The 19,903-nt window shown below is 36.3% G+C and carries 18 protein-coding genes; 8 read left to right on the forward strand and 10 right to left on the reverse strand.

Going from position 1 to position 19,903, the window contains the following annotated elements:
• Positions 1 to 168: 168 nt before the first annotated feature.
• Both fbp and PFY09_RS19385 read left to right on the forward strand, forming a co-directional pair.
• Positions 169 to 1,185 carry a class 1 fructose-bisphosphatase gene (gene fbp / locus PFY09_RS19380; RefSeq protein WP_076392274.1) on the forward strand — a complete coding sequence of 339 codons (1,017 nt, stop codon included), beginning with the start codon at positions 169 to 171 and terminating at the stop codon, positions 1,183 to 1,185.
• Positions 1,185 to 2,189: an o-succinylbenzoate synthase gene (locus PFY09_RS19385; protein WP_271160782.1), complete on the forward strand. Its 1,005-nt coding sequence runs from the start codon at positions 1,185 to 1,187 to the stop codon at positions 2,187 to 2,189. The genes fbp and PFY09_RS19385 overlap by 1 nt, the downstream gene beginning before the upstream one ends.
• Here the strand turns inward: PFY09_RS19385 and PFY09_RS19390 are convergent.
• Positions 2,186 to 2,335 carry a bacteriocin-like protein gene (locus PFY09_RS19390; protein ID WP_157967241.1) on the reverse strand — a complete coding sequence of 50 codons (150 nt, stop codon included), beginning with the start codon at positions 2,333 to 2,335 and terminating at the stop codon, positions 2,186 to 2,188. The two genes, PFY09_RS19385 and PFY09_RS19390, sit on opposite strands and share 4 nt — an antisense overlap.
• 672 nt (positions 2,336 to 3,007) lie before the next feature.
• Between PFY09_RS19390 and PFY09_RS19395 the strand changes: the two genes are divergently transcribed.
• The 3 genes from PFY09_RS19395 to PFY09_RS19405 all read left to right on the forward strand — a co-directional run bounded on the left by PFY09_RS19395 (position 3,008) and on the right by PFY09_RS19405 (position 8,535).
• A complete protein-coding gene (locus tag PFY09_RS19395) occupies positions 3,008 to 4,681 on the forward strand; it encodes a glutamine--tRNA ligase/YqeY domain fusion protein (RefSeq protein WP_076392278.1) in 1,674 nt (557 codons plus the stop codon).
• A 215-nt stretch (positions 4,682 to 4,896) separates the two neighbouring features.
• Positions 4,897 to 6,069 (forward strand): MFS transporter, encoded by a 1,173-nt coding sequence (locus PFY09_RS19400; protein ID WP_408640193.1) that lies wholly within the window; start codon positions 4,897 to 4,899, stop codon positions 6,067 to 6,069.
• 435 nt (positions 6,070 to 6,504) lie between these two features.
• Complete coding sequence (locus PFY09_RS19405; protein WP_271160784.1) at positions 6,505 to 8,535, forward strand: TonB-dependent receptor; 2,031 nt, start codon at positions 6,505 to 6,507, stop codon at positions 8,533 to 8,535.
• 195 nt (positions 8,536 to 8,730) lie between these two features.
• On the opposite strand, the gene PFY09_RS19410 is transcribed toward PFY09_RS19405, so the two are convergent.
• Positions 8,731 to 9,693, reverse strand: coding sequence for a YpdA family putative bacillithiol disulfide reductase (locus PFY09_RS19410; protein ID WP_271160785.1), 963 nt, complete (start codon positions 9,691 to 9,693; stop codon positions 8,731 to 8,733).
• Between the two features lie 175 nt (positions 9,694 to 9,868).
• On the opposite strand from PFY09_RS19410, the gene PFY09_RS19415 reads away from it, so the two are divergent.
• Positions 9,869 to 10,507: a hypothetical protein gene (locus tag PFY09_RS19415; protein WP_271160786.1), complete on the forward strand. Its 639-nt coding sequence runs from the start codon at positions 9,869 to 9,871 to the stop codon at positions 10,505 to 10,507.
• Between the two features lie 268 nt (positions 10,508 to 10,775).
• On the opposite strand, the gene PFY09_RS19420 is transcribed toward PFY09_RS19415, so the two are convergent.
• From PFY09_RS19420 to PFY09_RS19455, 8 genes are all read right to left on the reverse strand, one after another.
• Positions 10,776 to 12,068 carry a glycosyltransferase family protein gene (locus PFY09_RS19420; protein ID WP_271160787.1) on the reverse strand — a complete coding sequence of 431 codons (1,293 nt, stop codon included), beginning with the start codon at positions 12,066 to 12,068 and terminating at the stop codon, positions 10,776 to 10,778.
• Positions 12,069 to 12,120: 52 nt separating this feature from the next.
• Positions 12,121 to 12,429: a GIY-YIG nuclease family protein gene (locus PFY09_RS19425; RefSeq protein WP_108408776.1), complete on the reverse strand. Its 309-nt coding sequence runs from the start codon at positions 12,427 to 12,429 to the stop codon at positions 12,121 to 12,123.
• A 72-nt stretch (positions 12,430 to 12,501) separates the two neighbouring features.
• Positions 12,502 to 15,036: a glycosyltransferase family protein gene (locus PFY09_RS19430; RefSeq protein WP_271160788.1), complete on the reverse strand. Its 2,535-nt coding sequence runs from the start codon at positions 15,034 to 15,036 to the stop codon at positions 12,502 to 12,504.
• Between the two features lie 35 nt (positions 15,037 to 15,071).
• Positions 15,072 to 15,305 carry a hypothetical protein gene (locus PFY09_RS19435; RefSeq protein ID WP_108408774.1) on the reverse strand — a complete coding sequence of 78 codons (234 nt, stop codon included), beginning with the start codon at positions 15,303 to 15,305 and terminating at the stop codon, positions 15,072 to 15,074.
• A 72-nt stretch (positions 15,306 to 15,377) separates the two neighbouring features.
• Complete coding sequence (locus tag PFY09_RS19440; RefSeq protein WP_271160789.1) at positions 15,378 to 16,430, reverse strand: DUF6263 family protein; 1,053 nt, start codon at positions 16,428 to 16,430, stop codon at positions 15,378 to 15,380.
• A gap of 25 nt (positions 16,431 to 16,455) precedes the next feature.
• Complete coding sequence (rlmB, locus tag PFY09_RS19445; RefSeq protein ID WP_076392298.1) at positions 16,456 to 17,199, reverse strand: 23S rRNA (guanosine(2251)-2'-O)-methyltransferase RlmB; 744 nt, start codon at positions 17,197 to 17,199, stop codon at positions 16,456 to 16,458.
• Positions 17,200 to 17,324: 125 nt separating this feature from the next.
• Positions 17,325 to 17,717, reverse strand: coding sequence for a four helix bundle protein (locus PFY09_RS19450; protein WP_271162361.1), 393 nt, complete (start codon positions 17,715 to 17,717; stop codon positions 17,325 to 17,327).
• Between the two features lie 51 nt (positions 17,718 to 17,768).
• Positions 17,769 to 18,239, reverse strand: a complete 471-nt coding sequence (locus PFY09_RS19455) for a DinB family protein (protein ID WP_076392302.1) — start codon at positions 18,237 to 18,239, stop codon at positions 17,769 to 17,771.
• A gap of 251 nt (positions 18,240 to 18,490) precedes the next feature.
• On the opposite strand from PFY09_RS19455, the gene PFY09_RS19460 reads away from it, so the two are divergent.
• Positions 18,491 to 19,495, forward strand: a complete 1,005-nt coding sequence (locus tag PFY09_RS19460) for an AAA family ATPase (protein ID WP_076392594.1) — start codon at positions 18,491 to 18,493, stop codon at positions 19,493 to 19,495.
• Between the two features lie 10 nt (positions 19,496 to 19,505).
• A complete protein-coding gene (locus PFY09_RS19465; RefSeq protein WP_271160790.1) occupies positions 19,506 to 19,889 on the forward strand; it encodes a DUF2750 domain-containing protein in 384 nt (127 codons plus the stop codon).
• Positions 19,890 to 19,903: the final 14 nt, after the last annotated feature.

Consider the following 19,903-nt stretch of genomic DNA (forward strand, 5'->3'; position numbering starts at 1 on the left):
TTCCGATTGCTTCAATAAAACGGGAGGCGTATTTTAGGATAAAGATTTTTTAAGATCAATGTGTTTGATTGTATTTAACTGATAGACAGTAATTAAGGTCTTTTATTAATTATTCTTTTAAATTGTAATAAATTTTACGAAATTTGGAGAAAACGTAAAAAGCAAAATATGTCAGAGCAACCATTACAGACTTTAGGAGAATTTCTTATTGATAGACAGGATGATTTTCAGTATTCCACGGGAGAGTTTTCCCGTCTCTTGAGTGCAATAAGACTTGCTTCAAAAGTAGTAAACAGAGAAGTAAATAAAGCAGGAATTGTAGACATCGCAGGCGCTGCAGGAAACCAGAATGTACAGGGAGAAGAGCAGCAGAAGCTTGATGTAATTGCCAATGAAATTTTTATTACCGCTTTGTCTCAGAGAGAGGTTGTCTGTGGAATCGCTTCCGAAGAAAACGACGATTTCATCGATATTAAATGTGGCGAAAACGGACATTTAAGCAAATATGTGGTGCTGATTGATCCTCTTGACGGTTCTTCAAATATTGATGTAAATGTCTCGGTAGGAACCATTTTCTCAATCTACAGAAGAGTTACGGAGCCCGGAACTCCGGTTCAGCTGGAAGACTTTTTACAGAAAGGAGTTAACCAGATCGCAGCAGGATATGTTATCTATGGATCTTCCACAATGATCGTGTATACAACAGGAAACGGAGTGAACGGATTTACATTAGATCCTTCTTTAGGAACGTATTATCTGTCTCATCCGAATATGACTTTCCCAAAAACAGGGAAAATTTATTCCATTAACGAAGGAAACTATATCAAATTTCCTCAGGGCGTAAAAAATTATCTTAAATATTGCCAAATGGAAGAAGGAGACAGACCGTATACTTCAAGATATATCGGTTCGTTGGTGGCAGATTTTCACAGAAATATGCTGAAGGGCGGAATTTACATCTATCCTTCATATTCGCAGGCTCCGAATGGAAAACTGAGATTGCTGTACGAGTGCAATCCGATGGCTTTCCTTGCGGAACAGGCAGGAGGAAAAGCAACAGACGGCTTCAGAAGAATCCTTGAAATTGAACCGACAGAATTGCATCAGAGAATTCCGTTTTTCTGCGGAAGTATCGATATGGTGGAGAAAGCGGAAGAATTTATGCGAATTGACAGTGTAAAATAATGAAAGCAGAATATTCAAGATATTTATTAGTATTCAAACGCCCGAGTGGAACATCTCGCGGCGTTTTGCTTGAAAAAGAGACCTTTATTCTCAAAATTTCAGAAAATGGAAAAAGAGGAATAGGGGAGTGTGCGATTTTCAGAGGATTAAGTTTTGACGACAGACCGGATTATGAAGATAAATTAAAATGGCTTTGTGAAAATATTCAGCAGGAATCTGAGTTTTTAAAAGAAGAACTGAAAGAATTTCCTTCCATTTGGTTCGGGTATGAACAGGCTGTTCTGAATTTAAAAAATGGTGAAAACCTGTATTTCCCAAGTGATTTTACAGAAGGAAAGAATCCAATCGTCATTAATGGTCTGATCTGGATGGGCGACATCAATTATATGGAAGAGCAGATTCAGGATAAGCTGGAAAAAGGTTTTCACTGCATCAAGCTGAAAATAGGAGTCGACTGGAAATCCGAGCATGATATTCTTCAGAAACTGAGACAGAAGTTCTCAAAAGACAGGCTTGAGCTTCGCGTGGATGCGAACGGAGGTTTTAATAAAGAAGAAGCAAAAGTCGTTTTGCAGCAATTAGCCGATTTACACATTCATTCCATCGAGCAGCCGATAAAAGCAGGAAACTGGAACGATATGGCAGAATTATGTCTTGAAACGCCTACTCCGATTGCTTTGGATGAAGAGCTGATCGGGATTACAGATTTTAATGAAAAAAGAAAATTACTAGAAACCGTAAATCCTCAGTATATCATTTTAAAACCCGCTTTGGTAGGAGGTTTCTCAGGTTCTGATGAATGGATTTCTCTGGCTGAAGAACGCAATATCGGATGGTGGATTACATCTGCTCTGGAAAGCAATATTGGTCTGAATGCGATTGCTCAGTATACTTTCACAAAAAAAAGCCCGATGCCGCAAGGATTGGGAACCGGAGCTTTATTTGTTAATAATTTCGATTCAAATCTGGATCTGAAAGGAGAATTATTGTGGTTTAAAAATTAGATTTCACAAACAGGATTGTTGTAATGTTCTTCATCCCATGTTCTGCAGCATCTTAATTTAGGATTCCAGTTAAGACAACCGATGGGAACAATACCTCCTTTGATTGTTTTTAAATCACTTTTCTTAAGTTTTTTTAGATTTTTCATAGAAACATTTTTTTTTGGTTTTGTAATGTAAATATGAATTTCTTTTTTGGGATATCCTACAACTTTAACTTACATTAACACACATTAAAGTGAATTAATATAAGTGAAAAAAGAATATAAAAGATTTGCAAAGTCCGGATGAACTCTGTGTGTTTCTGTGAAAAATTGCTTTGAGATTTTTAATTTGTAGTTTTCAGTCGTATAATCTTGGTGTTTATAATATTAATAACTGGCGATTAAATGATATCTTTTACAAAAATCGCTTTCTTAATATATTCTAAAATGAAAGAAAACTTACTTTTAACCTTTTTCATAATATAAAATGTTAATATTTTTGTGGTAATAAATTTACAATCTTTATGCCAAAAGTCAATGCATATTTTTTATTTTTTTAACATTTTTCTTAAATTAACTATAAACTGTTGTGTAATAGGTGTTTGTAAATTTTTCATCTGCTTTTTTAATTTCATGCAGGTATAATTTTCTTTTAATTGATTAATTTATAGAGAGTTTTAATGTTATTTCAATCCTGATATTTACATCTGCTGAGAAAAAGCCCCTGAAAGAATTATTAATTGATAATTACTCTTTTGCATTATTATTTCCATAAACCCTCAAAATTTCATAAATTTGCAAATTGTCGTGTTATACGGCATTTAAAAGCGAATTTTAATGGAAGAAGAAAAAAAATCACTCAATTTTATTGAGCAAATTATCGAAGATGATTTGGCAAACGGTCTGGGAAAAGATCAGCTCCGTTTCCGTTTTCCGCCTGAACCAAACGGTTATCTGCATGTAGGTCATACCAAAGCGATCTGCATCAACTTCGGTTTGGGTGAAAAATACAATGCTCCCGTAAACCTTCGTTTCGACGATACGAACCCTGAAAAAGAAGAACAGGAATTCGTAGATTCTATTATGAAAGACGTTGAATGGCTAGGTTTCAAATGGGATAAAGTTTTGTACGCCTCCGATTACTTCCAGCAGCTTTACGATTGGGCAGTTCAGTTGATAAAAGAAGGAAAGGCTTACGTAGATGAGCAGCCTTCTGAAGTGATTACCGAACAGAGAAAAAATCCTGCAGAGCCAGGTGTGGAATCTCCATACAGAAACCGTCCTGTTGAAGAATCGTTAGATTTATTCGAAAGGATGAAAAACGGCGAATTCGAAAGTGGTTCTATGTCTCTTCGTGCAAAAATCGATATGACTTCACCGAATATGAACATGCGTGATCCTGTGATGTACAGAATTCTGAACAAACCTCACCACAGAACAGGAACCGATTGGAAAATTTATCCGATGTACGACTGGGCGCATGGTGAATCCGATTATATTGAGCAAATTTCTCACTCGCTGTGTTCTTTAGAGTTTGAAAACCACAGACCTTTGTACAACTGGTACTTAGATCAGGTGTACGAAGAAGGAAAAGTGAAAAACAAGCAGAGAGAATTTGCGAGAATGAACGTTTCTTACATGATTACTTCCAAAAGAAAACTACAGAGGCTGATTGCCGAAAATGTAGTGAACGGTTGGGATGATCCGAGAATGCCTACCATTTCCGGAATGAGAAGAAAAGGTTTTACCCCTGCTTCCATCAGGAATTTTATTGAAAAAGTAGGAGTTGCCAAAAGAGAAAATCTTATTGAGCTTCAGTTACTGGAATTCTGCGTTCGCGAAGACCTTAATAAAGTCGCAAAACGTGTAATGACGGTTGTGGATCCTGTCAAATTAGTCATTGAAAACTATCCGGAAGGAAAAGAAGAATGGCTGGAAACAGAAAACAATCCTGAGCAGGAAAATGCAGGAACAAGAGAAATTCCGTTTTCCAGAGAATTATATATTGAGCGTGAAGACTTTAAAGAAGAAGCAAACAACAAATTCTTCAGACTAAAGTTAGGCGGAGAAGTTCGTCTGAAATCTGCTTACATCATTAAAGGTGAAAGAGTAGAAAAAGACGAAAACGGAAACATTACGACCATTTACGCAACCTACGACGAAAAATCCAAGTCAGGAAGCGGAACAGAAGAAAGTTTAAGAAAAGTAAAAGGAACCATTCATTGGGTATCTGCGAAACATGCAATTCCTGTGGAAGTAAGAAATTACGACAAATTATTCACTGTGGAACAGCCAGATGCAGAGAAAGATGTCGATTTCCTAAACTTTATCAATCCGGATTCTGTAACTACCATTCAGGGATTTGCTGAACCAAGCTTAAAAGATGTGGCAGTTGGAGAACCTCTTCAATTCCAGAGAATTGGCTATTTCACGAAAGATCAGGATTCTACGGATACAAACTTTGTATTCAACAGAACTGTGACGTTAAAAGACTCTTATAAGCCGGAGTAAAAATTTATTATACATATAAATAAAACAGGGCTTAATTTTTAAGCCCTGTTTTTTGTTTTTAACCCTAGCGAAACAAAAACAATAACCAAAAAATAGGGTTCTCCGTGAAAAACATTTGCGTCATTCGTGTTTAAAAACAGTAATTAAAATTAAAAATTGTGAAACTTATACACTTATATACCAACTCATTCAAAGGGCTTTCCAAAGAAAGCTGGATGCTTGCTTTGGTCATGCTCATCAATCGTGCAGGTTCTATGGTACTTCCTTTTCTGGGAGTTTACATGACCGATCATTTAAAATTCAGTATCGAAAATACTGGAGTTGTACTCAGCTTTTTCGGAATCGGTTCGGTAATCGGTTCATGGCTGGGCGGATTTATTACAGACAGAATTGGGGAATACAGAGTTCAGTATCTCAGCTTATTGCTCAGTGTGCCTTTATTTTGTATGATTCCTCTATTTAAGACAGAAATAGGAGTGGCGACCATTATTTTGCTGCAAAGCATTGTAAGCGATTCCTTCCGTCCTGCAAACTCGGTTGCCATTACAAAATATGCAAAACCCGAAAACATAACCAGAGCATTTTCCTTAAACCGGATGGCAATTAATTTAGGCTTTTCCATCGGTCCCGCTTTGGGCGGTATTTTATCGGCAATTTCCTACGAATTTTTATTTTTCAGCAATGCTTTTACAGCTTTGGTGGCGGGAATTTTATACATCGTCTTTTTCAGAAAACGAAACATGCTGGCAAAATTAAAAGCCCGAAAAGTACAGGAAGCCATAGAAATTAAAAAAGAAAATTCGCCTTACCGCGATGGTAAATTTCTGGTTTACTGCTTTTTCTGTATGCTTTTTTCAATCTGTTTTTTCCAGTTGTTCAGTACGCTGACTATTTTTTACAAAGACACGGCGCATTTAAGTCAGCAAAGTATAGGATATATTTTGGGATACAGCGGCTTTTTAGTCGTTTTACTTGAAATGGGATTGGTACAGGTTGCCGAAAAATATCTCAGTCTTGCAGTAACCATGCTTTTGGGAACCTTCATCTGTGGATTTGCTTATGCCATGCTTGGTTTCGATTACAGTATCGTGACTTTGGTTGTATCCATGAGCCTTCTCTGCGTAGGAGAAATCTGGGCTTTGCCATTTATGTCAACCATCACAGCATTACGCTCCGGAAAAAACAACAAAGGAGCTTACATGGGCTTGAACGGAATTTCATTCTCCATCGCCTTTATTGTAACACCTACTTTGGGAACGTTCATCGCCGAAAGATTCGGATTTACTATATTATGGATCGGGACAGGAGTTTTAGCCACAATCATTGCCATTGCATTTTATTACATTGTTCCCTGGATGATTGGCGACAGAAAACACGCAGAATCTTAAATATTTTGGGCGTGTCCCTCATTCCGGAGCTAAACCTCATAGGTTTTTAAAACCTATGAGGCTTCCCATAGAATTCGGGTCGGGCTGCTTTGGGGTCCGCTTCGCTTCCGTACTCGTTCGTTCCTCACTCGCACCGGCGCCTTCGGCACCGCCCGCCGCATCCCTCACGTGAAGGAAAACACACTCTAAGAAATTCAGTCCGTCACAGAAAATGTTGACGGACTTTTTATTGTAGCGTGAATTTCGCGTAACAACAATGTAAAATATCAATAGAAATGGTATTTAACTATTATAATGAGCAAGAGAAAAATTTGGCTTTAACCAAAATGTATAGATCAGATTTGGCGTAAACTCAACTCACATTATTTTAAACAAATCTTCTGCGAATTTATATTTTCCACACAGAAAAGTACAGTTTTTGCTTCCTTTCATTCGATGACAAAACTCTGCTTTCTATTTTCATTATGTTCCGTTTCCCTGCTGTTTTCTCAAGAAAGAGATTCCGCAGCACTGATTTCAGAAGTCAGAATCGATGCCTACAAGAAACCCACAACTTTTATTTCGTCCACAAAATCGGTTGCTGTAGTTTCAGAAAATCTGCTTAACCAGAATACACCCGAAAGAATGCTCGAATCCATCAATCAGATTGCAGGAGCCAGAATGGAAGAACGTTCTCCCGGAAGTTACAGGATTTCCCTTCGCGGAAGCACTTTGCGATCCCCTTTTGGCGTTCGGAATGTGAAAGTTTATCTTGATGATTTCATCCTGTCCGATGCTTCGGGAAACACCTATTTTAATGTTGTTTCTCCTGAACTCATCAACCGGATGGAAATATATAAAGGTCCTGAAAGCGGAGATTACGGCGCCGTAACGGGCGGAACTGTTTTGCTCCAGACCAGAAAATCAGATCAGATTTCCGCAAATCTGGCAATTGGAAGTTATGGAACCTTTAACCAGAGTTTTGATCTTTCCAAACGTATCGGGAAGCACTTTTTTCAGGTTTTTCAGAACTATTATCAGACCGATTCTTACCGTGATCAGTCGAAAGTTCAGCGAAAGCAGATTTTTGTAAAAGACCATTTTCAATATTCAGAAAATGGATTGCTCAAAGCCATGATTTTGTACGCTGATCTCGATTATCAGACTCCGGGAGGACTCACGTTAGAACAGATGCAGATCAACCGGAAACAGGCAAGACCGGAAACCAAAACAGTTCCGGGTGCAAAAGAACAAGATGCCGGAATCCGTAATAAAATGATTTTGGCAGGAGTTTCAAATGATTATAACTTCAGTCCGGATTTCTCCCATTTCATTTTAATTCAGGGTTCATATGTCGATTTTGAAAATCCGTTTATCACCAATTATGAAAACCGTTTTGAAAAGAATTTTGCACTAAGAACACACCTCAATTATGAAAGAAACTGGAAGACTATTTCATTAGCCTACCGATTGGGATTTGAAGGCGGAATTAATGATATTTTGGTCAGAAATTACGATAATAACAGAGGAACAGAAGGAAACCCACAGAATTTCGATCATATTAAAAATACTTCAGGATTTTTCTTTTTTTCTCAAGAACTGAATGTCAGCGAAAGATTATTTACAGTTCTGTCCATCAGTTTAAATTCAAATTCTTACGACTGGAACCGGATATATCCCCGAAATGAAGAAGGAAAAGTTCATTTTAAAAATCAATGGCTGCCCAATTTTGGGTTTACCTATCTTTTGGGAAAAGGTTTTTCGGTACGCGGAAAAATAGGGAAGGGGAATTCTGCGCCGACGAATGAAGAAATCCGCTCTTCGAATCAGCAGTTTAATATAAATTTAAAACCCGAATTCGGCTGGAATAAGGAAATCGGGATTCGAAAACAATTCGGCAACTATATTTTTGTGGAAGGAAATTATTTTGATTTTAGAATGAAAGATGCAATTGTGAGAAGGCAGAACGAAGCAGGACAGGAATACTTCGTCAATTCCGGAGAAACCGTTCAAAAAGGGGTTGAAATTTTAATGGAATCGAAGAATTTCAATCTGAAAAACAACTTTTTAAGCCATTTCAGATTCAGGTTTTCGGGAAGTTTTTACGATTTTACATTTAAAAATTATCAGCAGAACGGAAATAATTTTTCAGGAAATGAAATCACCGGAGTTCCCAAAACAACAATCAACAGTTTGCTGAATTTTACGTTTTTCAGAAAACTTTCGGTAGATTATTCCCATTTTTACACCTCAAAAATCCCTTTGAACGATGCCAATTCTGTTTGGTCTGAATCAAATTTAATTGGAAATATTCAATTCAGATTTCCTGTTAATTTTGAAAAAACGAGAGTCAATGTATATCTTCAGATTCAGAATCTTTATAATACAGAATATGTTTTAGGTTTTGATATCAATGCTTTCGGAAACCGTTATTACAATCCGGCTGCCAAAAGAAATTTTGTGTTGGGTATGAAGGTTGATTTTTAATGTCATTGCGAGAAGCGAAGCGACGAAGCAATCTCATCTTGTTGTCCGCAATTTGTAATCATTAAAAAAACTTTGGATTCTTTGCTGAGTGAAAAGTTTATCCTGAGCTTGTCTAAAACTAAATATATGATTAATTAAAGATAAACAATAAAAATAGATAAAGATTGCTTCGTCACGTTGTTCCTCGCAATGACATTATTCCGAAAGTATGTTTTTCACAATCATTTCCGCATGAATTCTCGAATTTTCAATAAACCATAGATGTGTATCTTTTCCTCCGCAAACCACTCCCGCCAAATATAAATTCGAAATATTGGTTTCCATGGTTTCAGGATGATAAAGTGGGTTCAGGCAATCGCCCTGCAATTCGATTCCGGAATTTTTTAAAAAATCAAAATCAGGAAGGTAGCCGGTCATTGCAAGAACAAAATCATTTTCAATTTCCTGCAATTCACCATTTTCATCTTTAAAAACAACGGAATGTTGTTTAATTTCCATCAATTCGGCATTGAAATGAGCAGCAATACTTCCTTCCGCAATTCTGTTTTCAATGTCCGGTTTCACCCAGTATTTTACACTTTTTGAAATCTCGGAATGTCGGATAATCATGGTGACTTCCGCGCCTTTTCTGTAAGTTTCCAAAGCAGCATCGACCGCCGAATTGCTCGAACCTATCACAACAATTTTCTGTTTTGCGTAAGGATAAGGTTCTGTATAATAATGTCTTACTTTGGGTAAATCTTCTCCGGGAATATTCATCAGATTCGGAATATCATAAAAACCCGTTGAAATAATGACGTTTTTCGCTAAATATTTTCCTTTCGAAGTTTCAATGGTGAAAATTTCATTCTCTTTGGAAACTTTTTCTACCTTTTCATATAAATTAATGTTGATATTCCGCTGTCTTGTAATTCCCTGATAATATTCCAGAGCTTCCTGTCTTCCCGGTTTTGGCGCTGTTGAAATAAAGGGAATTCCGGCGATTTCCAGTTTTTCAGCAGTTGAGAAAAACCGCATATATAAAGGATAATTGTACAGAGAATTAACGATGGTTCCTTTTTCGATAACCCGATAAGAAAGATTATTTTTCTGCGCTTCCAGTGCACAGTTCAGCCCGATCGGTCCGCCTCCGATGATAAGAATATCTAAAATTTCCATACAACAAATGTAAGGAAAACCCATCAACAAAGGCTTTTTCAGTAAAAGCAAAAAACTATTCTTTTCATAATGACCATCTATTCGAAAAATATGAAATTCCTTCAACAGTAAACTTTCAAAACGATTCTAAAAGCATGGCATTTATTTTGGTAAATGATAATCAGACATTAAAAACATGAAAAAAATAATCATTTCCTTGCTGGTTTTATCTGCGGTTGAGTGTAAGAAGAACCCTGAAAAATTCGTTAATGATGAGGTTAATGCTAAAGGCAAAACCATTACGGATAGTTCAATCAGTAGTAGAACGAAAATTACCAAAGATCAGGCTTTAAAAAAGATCAATGAGGATATTATACAGGCTTTAAAGGATAAAAACTTTAAGAAGTTTGCGGAATTTATTCACACTGAAAAAGGAGTCCGTTTTTCGATGTACGCTTTTGTGAATCCAAAAGAAGACAAGAAATTTTCAAAAGCAGATTTTATCAGATATCAACCTGCCAAAACACTTTTCACTTGGGGAACAATGGACGGTTCCGGAGATCTGTACAGAGCGACTCTCCATGATTATTTAGCAGACTGGGTGTACTCCAAAGATTTTGCGACAGCGCAGGTTTCTTTAAATGAGTTTCAGGGAAAAGGAAATTCTCTGAATAATGTAAAGGAAATTTATCCAAATGCAGATTTTACGGAAAATTTCATGAAAGGCTCAGAAGCCAACTCCGGAATGGACTGGAAATGCCTTCGTCTGATTTTTGAAGAATTTCAGGGAAAATATTATCTGATTGGTGTTGTTAACGATCAGTGGACGATTTAGAATAAATTTAAAAAAATTGCAATGTTGCGAATGCTCAGTGTAATATTTAAACAATGTATAATTGTTGAATGTAATTTTCATTCATAAAGAAGTTCAACGATCCTATGTCATTTTGACGAAGGAAGAATCTCATAAATAGTTGTTTTATAAGTAACTGAATTGTTAATAACTTATTCTGACAAAAACCTTCGACAAGCTCAGGGTGACATCTGTAATACTAACATAATATGATATCAATACAGTACATTAATATGTAAAATCTTCGTGATTATAAAATTTCCGCTAATTTTTTAGTTAAATTTTTTCTTGAAAACTGTTCAATATTCTGAGTGTTTTCCGAAAGATTTCCGTCTTTCCAAAGTTCAAATTTTTCTAAAATAAACTCTTTAATTTTCCCGGAATCATCATAACTGAAATGTTTTCCGGCCTGTGTTTCATTTAAAATTTTCGAAACATCTGCATCTTTAGGTCCAAAAGAAATGATTTGCTTTCCTGTTGCCAGATATTCAAATATTTTTCCGGGGATGATCCCTTTGGAAGAATCGTTCGGAAAGTTGGTGATGAGCAGTATTTCCGAAGTCTGCATTTCTTCAATCGCCTTGTCGTGGGAAAGATATCCTAAATTCAGAATATGATTTTTCAGGTTTGAATGTTCTATTGAATTCAGAATTTTATCATCAATTCTTCCGGCAAATTTCAAGGTAAACTTTTCAGCAAATTCAGCATTTTCTGTAACCAGATCATTCAGAGCTTTCCACAGATTTTCAGGGTTTCTCAACTGTTCCAGAACTCCGATGTAACTTAATGTGAATTTTGTTTGAGTGTTGGAGAATTTAAGCGTTTGATTGTTTGAGTCTGACTCGTCAAAACCATTCGTAATACAAAGTGCATTAGCTCCGTTTTTACGGAAATTTTCAGCATCGGTGTAGCTTGTTGCTAAGGTAATGTCTGCATTTCTGAACACTTCGCTTTCCAGTTGACGGTGCTTTTGGTCGGAACTTTTGGTCAGTTTTAGGTGTTTGTAATAAGAAATTTCTGTCCACGGATCACGGAAATCGGCAATCCATTTCAAGTTGGGAAGTTTCTTTTTTAAATTTAAACCAATTAAATGTAAAGAATGGGGCGGTCCCGAAGTTACCACAACCTCAATTTGATTCTCTTTTAAATATTGTTCCAGAAATTTTACGGAAGGTTTTACCCAGAAAACTCTCGCATCGGGAATGAAAAAATTGCCTCTCACCCAAATCGAAAGCTTAGATTTCCAGCTTTGATTTTTGCCGACATCAAACTGTCCCGCTTTAAATTTTTTATTGCTTTTGTTCAGTTTTTCAGCCAGTTGATAAGGTTCCCAGATTTTTGTTTTTACAATGTCTAAATCTTTCGGAACATCTTTCATCAAACTTTCATCCAGCAAAGGATAACTCGGGTTTTCCGGTGTATAAATCACAGGTTTCCATCCGAATTCTGGTAAATATTTTGCAAATTTCAACCATCTCTGCACACCGGGACCTCCTGCAGGAGGCCAGTAATAGGTGATGATGAGTATTTTTTTTGGTTCCATTAATAATGAATTCTGTTGTCATTCTGAATGAAGTGAAACGGAATGAAGAATCTCATTTAATTTCATCATTTAGAAATTTCCAAGTTGGATTAAATTCGTTAATTAAACTTTCTTTCTTGCTTCTAATCCAGCCTTTAATTTGTTTTTCTCTATTTATTGCAACATCAATATCCTTGAAATGCTCAAAATAAACCAAATAAAAACATTTATATCTAAAGGTGAAGCTTTTATCTATAGCTTCTGGATTTCTATGCCAATATAATCTTTTTTCTAAATCATTAGTTACTCCAGTATATAAGACTGTTTTGATTTTATTAGTCAATATATAAACATAATAATTGTGAGTTTTCAGGGTTTTCATTGTTGTGTTTATTGTGTTCAGTAAAGAGATTCTTCACTGCGCTTTGCTTCGTTCAGAATGACATCGTGAAATCTAAGCTTCTTTAGGTTGGGTTTGCTTCTTATTTTTATTTAACCAAAAAATTCCGGCGCCACTCAAAAGAACAAATAAACCAAAACAGATAAGCGAAATCCATTTTCCTTTTTCGATAACTTCGGGTTCGAAGATCATTCTCACACTATGATTTCCCGCAGGAACGTGAACGGCACGAAGAAGATAATCTGCCTTAATGTAAGGAACTTCTTTCTCGTCGATGAAGAATTTCCATCCGTGAGGATAGTAAATTTCAGAAAAAACTGCCAATTGCGGCGTTTTGGACTGAGATTTAAATTCCAATTCGTTGGGTTGATATTTCGTTAAATTGATAAACGCTGTTGAGTCTGCCTGAACAGGTTTTCCGTCGAAATATTTCTTATCATCTGCGGAAATAACAGCGGTTCTTTTGCTGTTGATGGTTCCGATTGCTTTGATTTCCTGATTCGGAGATTCTACGAATTTAAGATCGCTTACAAACCATGCGTTTCCGTTGGCTTTTGGATTCGGCATTGCCTGAGGTTGTTCTGGACCTCCTAAAACCAAATATTTTGCATTCAGAAGATTCAGGATATTCGGAACTTTTACAGAATCCATGATCTGGAAATATTCGTTGATTACATCATCGTATCTTCTCAGTTTTACCGCGTGATAACCTCCGATAGAAGATTTGAAATAAGAAGTGTTTGTTTCGCTGAATGTTCCTAAAATATTGTTGAAAATTCTGTAATGCGTTTTGTCTTTTTCGGCGATGGTTTCTAATGTTTTGTTCACATTTACATTCGCTAAAATTGGCTCCAGATTTGGATTTCCCTGAACTTTTTCAGCCATCAGATCAGAGCTTTCTGTCTGGAAAGGATTTTCAGCAAAGATTTTATCAACATAATTATCATCGTTCAGATAACGCTTGTTAACCGTCCAAAGATCGAATAAACTGACTACTCCAATAATTACCAAAGCGATATTCTGATTCAGCTTTTGCTTTAAGACAAGGAATAAAGCAGCAACTGCGATAGCAACATAAATAAATGCTTTGATGGCATCGATTCTGAATAATTTAAATCTTTCGTCTGTAAGATAATCCAGTAAGAAAGGAGGAAGGTAGGTTTTTTCATTATCGGTATGAAATCCTAACAGAGATTTTCCGAAAACCAGTAAAATCAATACAAAACCTAAAGTTCCGCCTCCTACATAAAGAAGTATTTTTTGTTTGTATTCCTGTGTGAGTGTTTTATCTGTGAAGAATCTGTATAATCCGATGATCGCAATTAAAGGAAATAATAATTCTACAACCACCAAAATAGAAGAAGGTGCTCTGAATTTATTATAAAACGGCACAAAATCGATGAAAAAGTCGGAAAGTGCCATGAAATTACTTCCCCAAGCTAAAAATACGGTGAGAATAGAAGCTCCTAAAATCCAGTAGCGGTATTTTTTCCATGCGATGAAGAATCCTAAAAGCGCAAGAAAACAAACAATAGCTCCCTGATAAGCAGGTCCTGAAGTTCCCGGCTGATCTCCCCAATAGGTTAGATTCCCGAAACCTTTGGAAATTCTGTCATATTCAGCTTGTGAGCTTACGTTTTCCTGAACCAATTCCTGAATTTTAGCCATCATTTCTTTTCCTTCCGGTTCCTGACTTCCGCCTCCCATCAATCTCGGGATGAAAAGGTTTAAAGTTTCCAGTTTTCCGTAGCTCCACATCAGCATGCTTTCTTTATCCATTCCGGAATCTCCGCCTGTATTGCTGCTGTTCGTAAGAATCTGTTTTCCACGAACGGTTTCTTTGATGTACTCTGAATTCGCCATGATTCTCTGAGAATTCATTCCGACTCCTATTAAACATGAAGCGGCAACAATTCCCGAAGAGATCAGAAAGTGTTTCATCGGCGTTTTTTTCAGAATACCTCTTATCAGCTCAGAAAGGAATAAAAATCCTAACGCTAAGAAAAGATAATACGTCATCTGTGGATGATTCGCAGCAATCTGAAGCCCCATAAATAGGGTAGTGACAATGAAGCCCCAAATATATTGTTTCCGGATGTAGACGAGTAAAATTCCTGCTAAGAGCGGTGCGAAATATTCAATGGTATTGATTTTTCCGTTGTGTCCCGCAGCAATGGCAATATAAAAATAGGTGGAAAGTCCGAAAAAAGTAGCTCCTAAAAGAGCGTATTTCCAGTTTCTTACCACAACCATTCCCAAAAGGAAAAATCCTGCGGAAAGAAGAAAAAGATAATTAACCGGTCTTGGCAGAAAATTCAGTTTGGAATCGATTTTTTTGATGATGTCTCCGTTAAACTGACTTCCCATCTGATACGTCGGCATTCCTCCGAACATGGAATCGCTCCAGTAGGTTTCTTTTCCGGTATCGGCTCTGTAATCGAGAAGCTCTTTTGCACCGCCTCGATATTGAACGATATCATGCTGAAAAAGCTGCTTTCCCGTAAAAACAGGAGTGGAGTATAAAAATGCTAAAACGATAAATACAACTAATGAAATTGCAATATAAATCAGGTTTTTATTTTTCGCCATGTTGATGGTTATTATCTAAATATTTTTCGGAATTGTTACCTTTTGCTGTTGTTTTCTTTTACCTCTTCATAATCAACGGTTTCTGCGTCCCAGTTGATTTTTTTCTTCGTATTGTCTGAGTTTCTGATGTCCTGCTCCCTTCTGTTTTCGTTTCTGTTCTGGTTAGACAGATAGCTGTGGAATTTTCTGAAAAAGATTCTCTTCAAAATATTCCACACAAAATAGATGATAATCGTTGCGAGTACAAACTCAAAAATATGTTTCATCATAATAAAAATATTTAAGGTTTAATGCTCAAAGCCTCTGTAACGCTTTGACATTTCAACTTTAAACGATCTGCTTTATTTCGCAGAAGGATTTACCATTACAGAAGAATTGGAAACACTCGTCATAGACTGAGATTCTTTTCCTCTGGAAATACTTTCAATCTGTGTCGTTTTTACAGAAATATTCTGGTTTTTAATCCATCCTGTATTCTGGTCAAACGTAATCGTTCCGTTTTGTGTAAGTTCCGTGCTTAAGCTGTGTGTAACATCACCCTGATTTTCCTTATTAACTTTCTTTGGAATCCCTCCGGTTACTGAAATTTCAGCCACTCCGTTTCCTACACTTTTCAGAATATAGTTAGATGTCACTTTAATTCTTCCCTGTGCATCAGCATTTTCGCTGTTTGTCCATTTTTCGCCGATTTTCGCACCTTTTTTAGGGATAATCGTTAAATTTTTATTGAACTGATCTCTAAGAACTTTTTCGTTAAAAGATTCCTTAAGACTTGCAACAACGCTTTCTTTCTGGTTTTTATCTTTAATCAGCGATCCTACAGAATTGGCAACTTTAGTGTAAACAGCATCAAAACCTGTAATAGAAATTACATTTCCTTTGGTGTCCATCTTCATTTTCAGCTTATTTCCGGTCAATGCTCTGTTGATATTCCAGATCATCTTCAGGTCATCCTCTTTCGGGATCGGCAGTTTCGTATCTACTACGATTGTTTTTCCCTGTGCCGTCTGAGAGCTTCTTTTTGCGATTAGATTTAATGTAATATCGTAAACATTCCCTTTAATATCATTCACCGTAAAAGACATTTCGTCGGTAGATTCGCTCGTTCCGTTCAAAGTTTTCCCTTGAGGATCAGTCATGGTTTTCGTATCTCTCTGATACGTTGTTAAAGGATAAGTTTTTCCTTTTTCCAGTTTAAAAGTCTGCGTATACACTCCCGCTGAATCTTTAATCGCCGGATTTTCCTCTACTTTTGCTACGGAATCTGCCGGAACTTCCACTGTAATCGTTTTTCCGGTTTTAGGATCTACTTTTGTAATTTTTGCCGTTTCTTTTTTGTTGCACGAAACAATGGCTATGGTTGAAATGAGCGCTAACGCTGCTATGTTTTTCATTGTAAATTTTTAAATGTTAATGGAATTAATTGGCTTTCATAAATTTCTGTCTCACCGCTTCATATAAAATTGCTCCACACGCAACAGAAACATTTAAAGACTGTGTTTTTCCCTCGATCGGAAGTTTTATTTTTTCATCAGAATGGTGAAGAACCTCTTTGGATATTCCTGTTTCTTCATTTCCCATAACGATTGCACAAGGTTCTGTAAAATCAATATCATAAATTAATTTTTCAGCCTTTTCGCTTGCTGCAAAAACAGAAATGCCGCTTTGCTGAAGAAAATCTACCACATGAGCCAGATTCGGTGCTTTACAGATTTTCACATTATAAAGAGCTCCTGCGGAAGTTTTTATCGCATCGGAATTAATCGGGGCTGCTCCTTTTTCGGGAATAATCACCGCATCTACTCCCACACATTCTGCGGTTCTGCAGATGGCGCCAAAGTTTCTGACGTCTGTTAATCTGTCCAGAATCAATAAAAAAGGAGTTTTTCCATCCTCAAACAATTGAGGAACCACATCTTCCACTTTATGAAAAGGAACATCCGAAATAAAAGCAACCACTCCCTGATGATTTTTTCTCGTAAAACGATTCAGCTTTTCTACCGGAACGTAATTGGGACGGATTTTATTTTTCGCCAGAATGGCTTTAAGTTCAGCATAAATAGGTCCCTGCAATGCATTTTGCACAAAAACCTTGTCAATTGTTTTTCCCGCTTCTATAGCTTCAATTACGGGACGCAGCCCGAAAATAAAATCGTCTTTCATTGAATAAATTTTATGTTAAAGGTTAAAAGTTCAAAGTTCTATGTTTAAAGTTTAATGTTTTGAGTTCTCGGTTTTAAAGTGAATCCGGTTCACATCAAGAATTTTAAACTTTAAACCAGAAACAATTATGTTTTGTACTTTGTTCCTTTTAAATCTGTTATATTTAAATATTTAATAAATGAGCCAATTTTTCGGCTTAATACTTCAGTCTGTTCTCTTAATGTTTCAAATTTTTCTTCAGAGATGAAATTTCTGTCAAAAACCCGGTATAACTGGGATCTTGTTTCGCCACAAGAAGCCTTAGCTATTGAAAGAAACTGAATAAATTCTCTGTTCCCGTTTTTTTCAAAACCTTCTGCGATATTATCCATTACTGAACCTGAAGAACTATCAATCTGATTGCAGAGTTTAAAATTATTTTTAAGATTAGTAGATTCAATTACATCATAAATATCTTTGCATAAAGCACGAGACAACTGCCAAATTTCTAAATCTTCAAATGTTTTAACACTTGCCATAATTGATCTTAATCTATAAACCTTAAACTCAAAACAAAAAACTTTGAACAACTAATATTTTTCCCCTAAAATAGCTCTCTTCTGCGCCAAAGCATAGCCATAATGCAGACCTTCATGCATATTGTTAAAAATAATGGCATCCTGAATGCTTTTCAGATCCAGCCCAAAACTTGTGGTGTAAGGCGTATAATCTGAAAAGAAATCGCTGTCGTAATCTTTCATCAGGATTTTTGAAGTTTCGGTTAATAAAAACTCCAGATCTTCCACTTCAGATTTCTGCACATCCAGATTCGGAAGCGTTCCTTTTTTATAAGTTTCGATCCAGTATTTATCAATTCTGAAAGGATTTCCGCTTAGATAATAATGCAGCAACTGCTGTGTAGCAACCGTATGAGCAATGTTCCAGTAAAGATTATTATTGAAACCGTCCGGAATCAGTAAAAGATCTTCGTGAGAAGTGTTCTGTAGAATATCCAGAAGGTTTTTTCTTACTTGTCTGTGTGCTTGAAAATGATAATTCATTTTGCAAAAATTTTAATCTCCAAAAATAGTTTAATAAACTGGAAATGACAATTTTTGAACGGTGGATTAAAGCAAAATTTATATATTTTTAAGAAAAATAGTATTGATTGTATTGAGTTTTAAGCCTTCATCTATTCAGGATCCTGCATTAATGCCGGAATATTTAACAAACTTTAACTCAAAAATGGCATTTTTTATGTTGATTAATGCAAGTATTTATTGGAAATTTACCCATTATTTTAAATCAAGATATGTCAGAGATCAATCAAGCTGAAGATATCCGTCAACTGACGGAGCAGGTAAAAGAAGCAAACTACTTTTTTTCTCTTTTGAGACAGGAAATCAACAAGGTTATTATTGGACAGGAATATATGATAGACCGTCTTCTGATCGGTCTTTTGGGCAATGGTCACGTTCTTTTGGAAGGTGTTCCGGGACTGGCAAAAACTCTGGCGATAAAAACTCTGGCTGAAGCGGTTCACGGAGAGTTTTCCAGAATTCAGTTTACGCCGGATCTTCTTCCTGCGGATGTTGTGGGAACAATGATCTACAATGTAAAAGACAATGATTTCTCCATAAAAAAAGGTCCTGTTTTCGCGAATTTCGTTTTGGCGGATGAGATCAACCGAGCACCAGCGAAAGTGCAGTCGGCTCTTTTGGAGGTGATGCAGGAAAAGCAGGTAACCATCGGAGACGAAACCATGAAGCTTCCAAAACCGTTTTTGGTATTGGCAACGCAAAACCCGATCGATCAGGAAGGTACTTATCTTTTACCGGAAGCACAGAGCGACCGTTTTATGCTGAAATGTACGATTGATTATCCAAAACTGGAAGACGAAAGAACCGTAATGAGAATGGTTTCCACTTCACATCAGCCAACTGTAAAACCTGTAATTTCTCTTGAACATATTGTTGCGGCGAAAGAATTGATCAATCAGATCTATCTTGATGAAAAGATTGAAAAATATATTCTGGACATGGTTTTTGCCACCCGTTTCCCTGAAGATTACGGACTTTCGGAACTTAAAAATTATATCAGTTTCGGGGCTTCTCCGAGAGCTTCAATAAATCTTGCGATTGCTTCCAGAGCTTATGCTTTCTTAAAAGGAAGAGCATTTGTAATTCCGGAAGATGTAAAATCGCTGGCAAAAGATGTTCTGAGACACAGAATCGGATTAACTTTCGAGGCTGAAGCGGAGGAAATTTCTTCAGAAGAGATCATCAACAGAATTCTGGCAAAAATTCAGGCTCCATAATATTAAAATCATGCATCCAAAAGAAATTGAAACTGTTTCAAATTTAAAACCATTTGACCGGTATAAATATTTTATCAAAAAGATTGCTGATTTTGAAGTATTATATACCATAAAAAGTTTAGAAGGAAACTTTGCTATTTCTGAGACAGATAACTATCTTATGTTTCCTGTGTGGTCTCATCAGGAGTTTGCAAAACTGAATCTGAATAAAGAATGGCTTAATTTTAAAATTATAGAAATTTCTTTAGAAGAATTATCAGATAAGATTTATCCTTTTATTTTGGAAAATAATTATCTGATAAATGTCTTTCCAATGAATAACAAAACAGGCTTTGTTGTAAGCCTTGAAGAGTTTGAAAGAGACTTATCGGAAGAATTAAAAAATTATGAATAGAATTAAAATATCAG

The sequence above is a fragment of the Chryseobacterium gambrini genome (assembly GCF_027920505.1).
Taxonomy (GTDB): Bacteria; Bacteroidota; Bacteroidia; order Flavobacteriales; family Weeksellaceae; genus Chryseobacterium; species Chryseobacterium gambrini.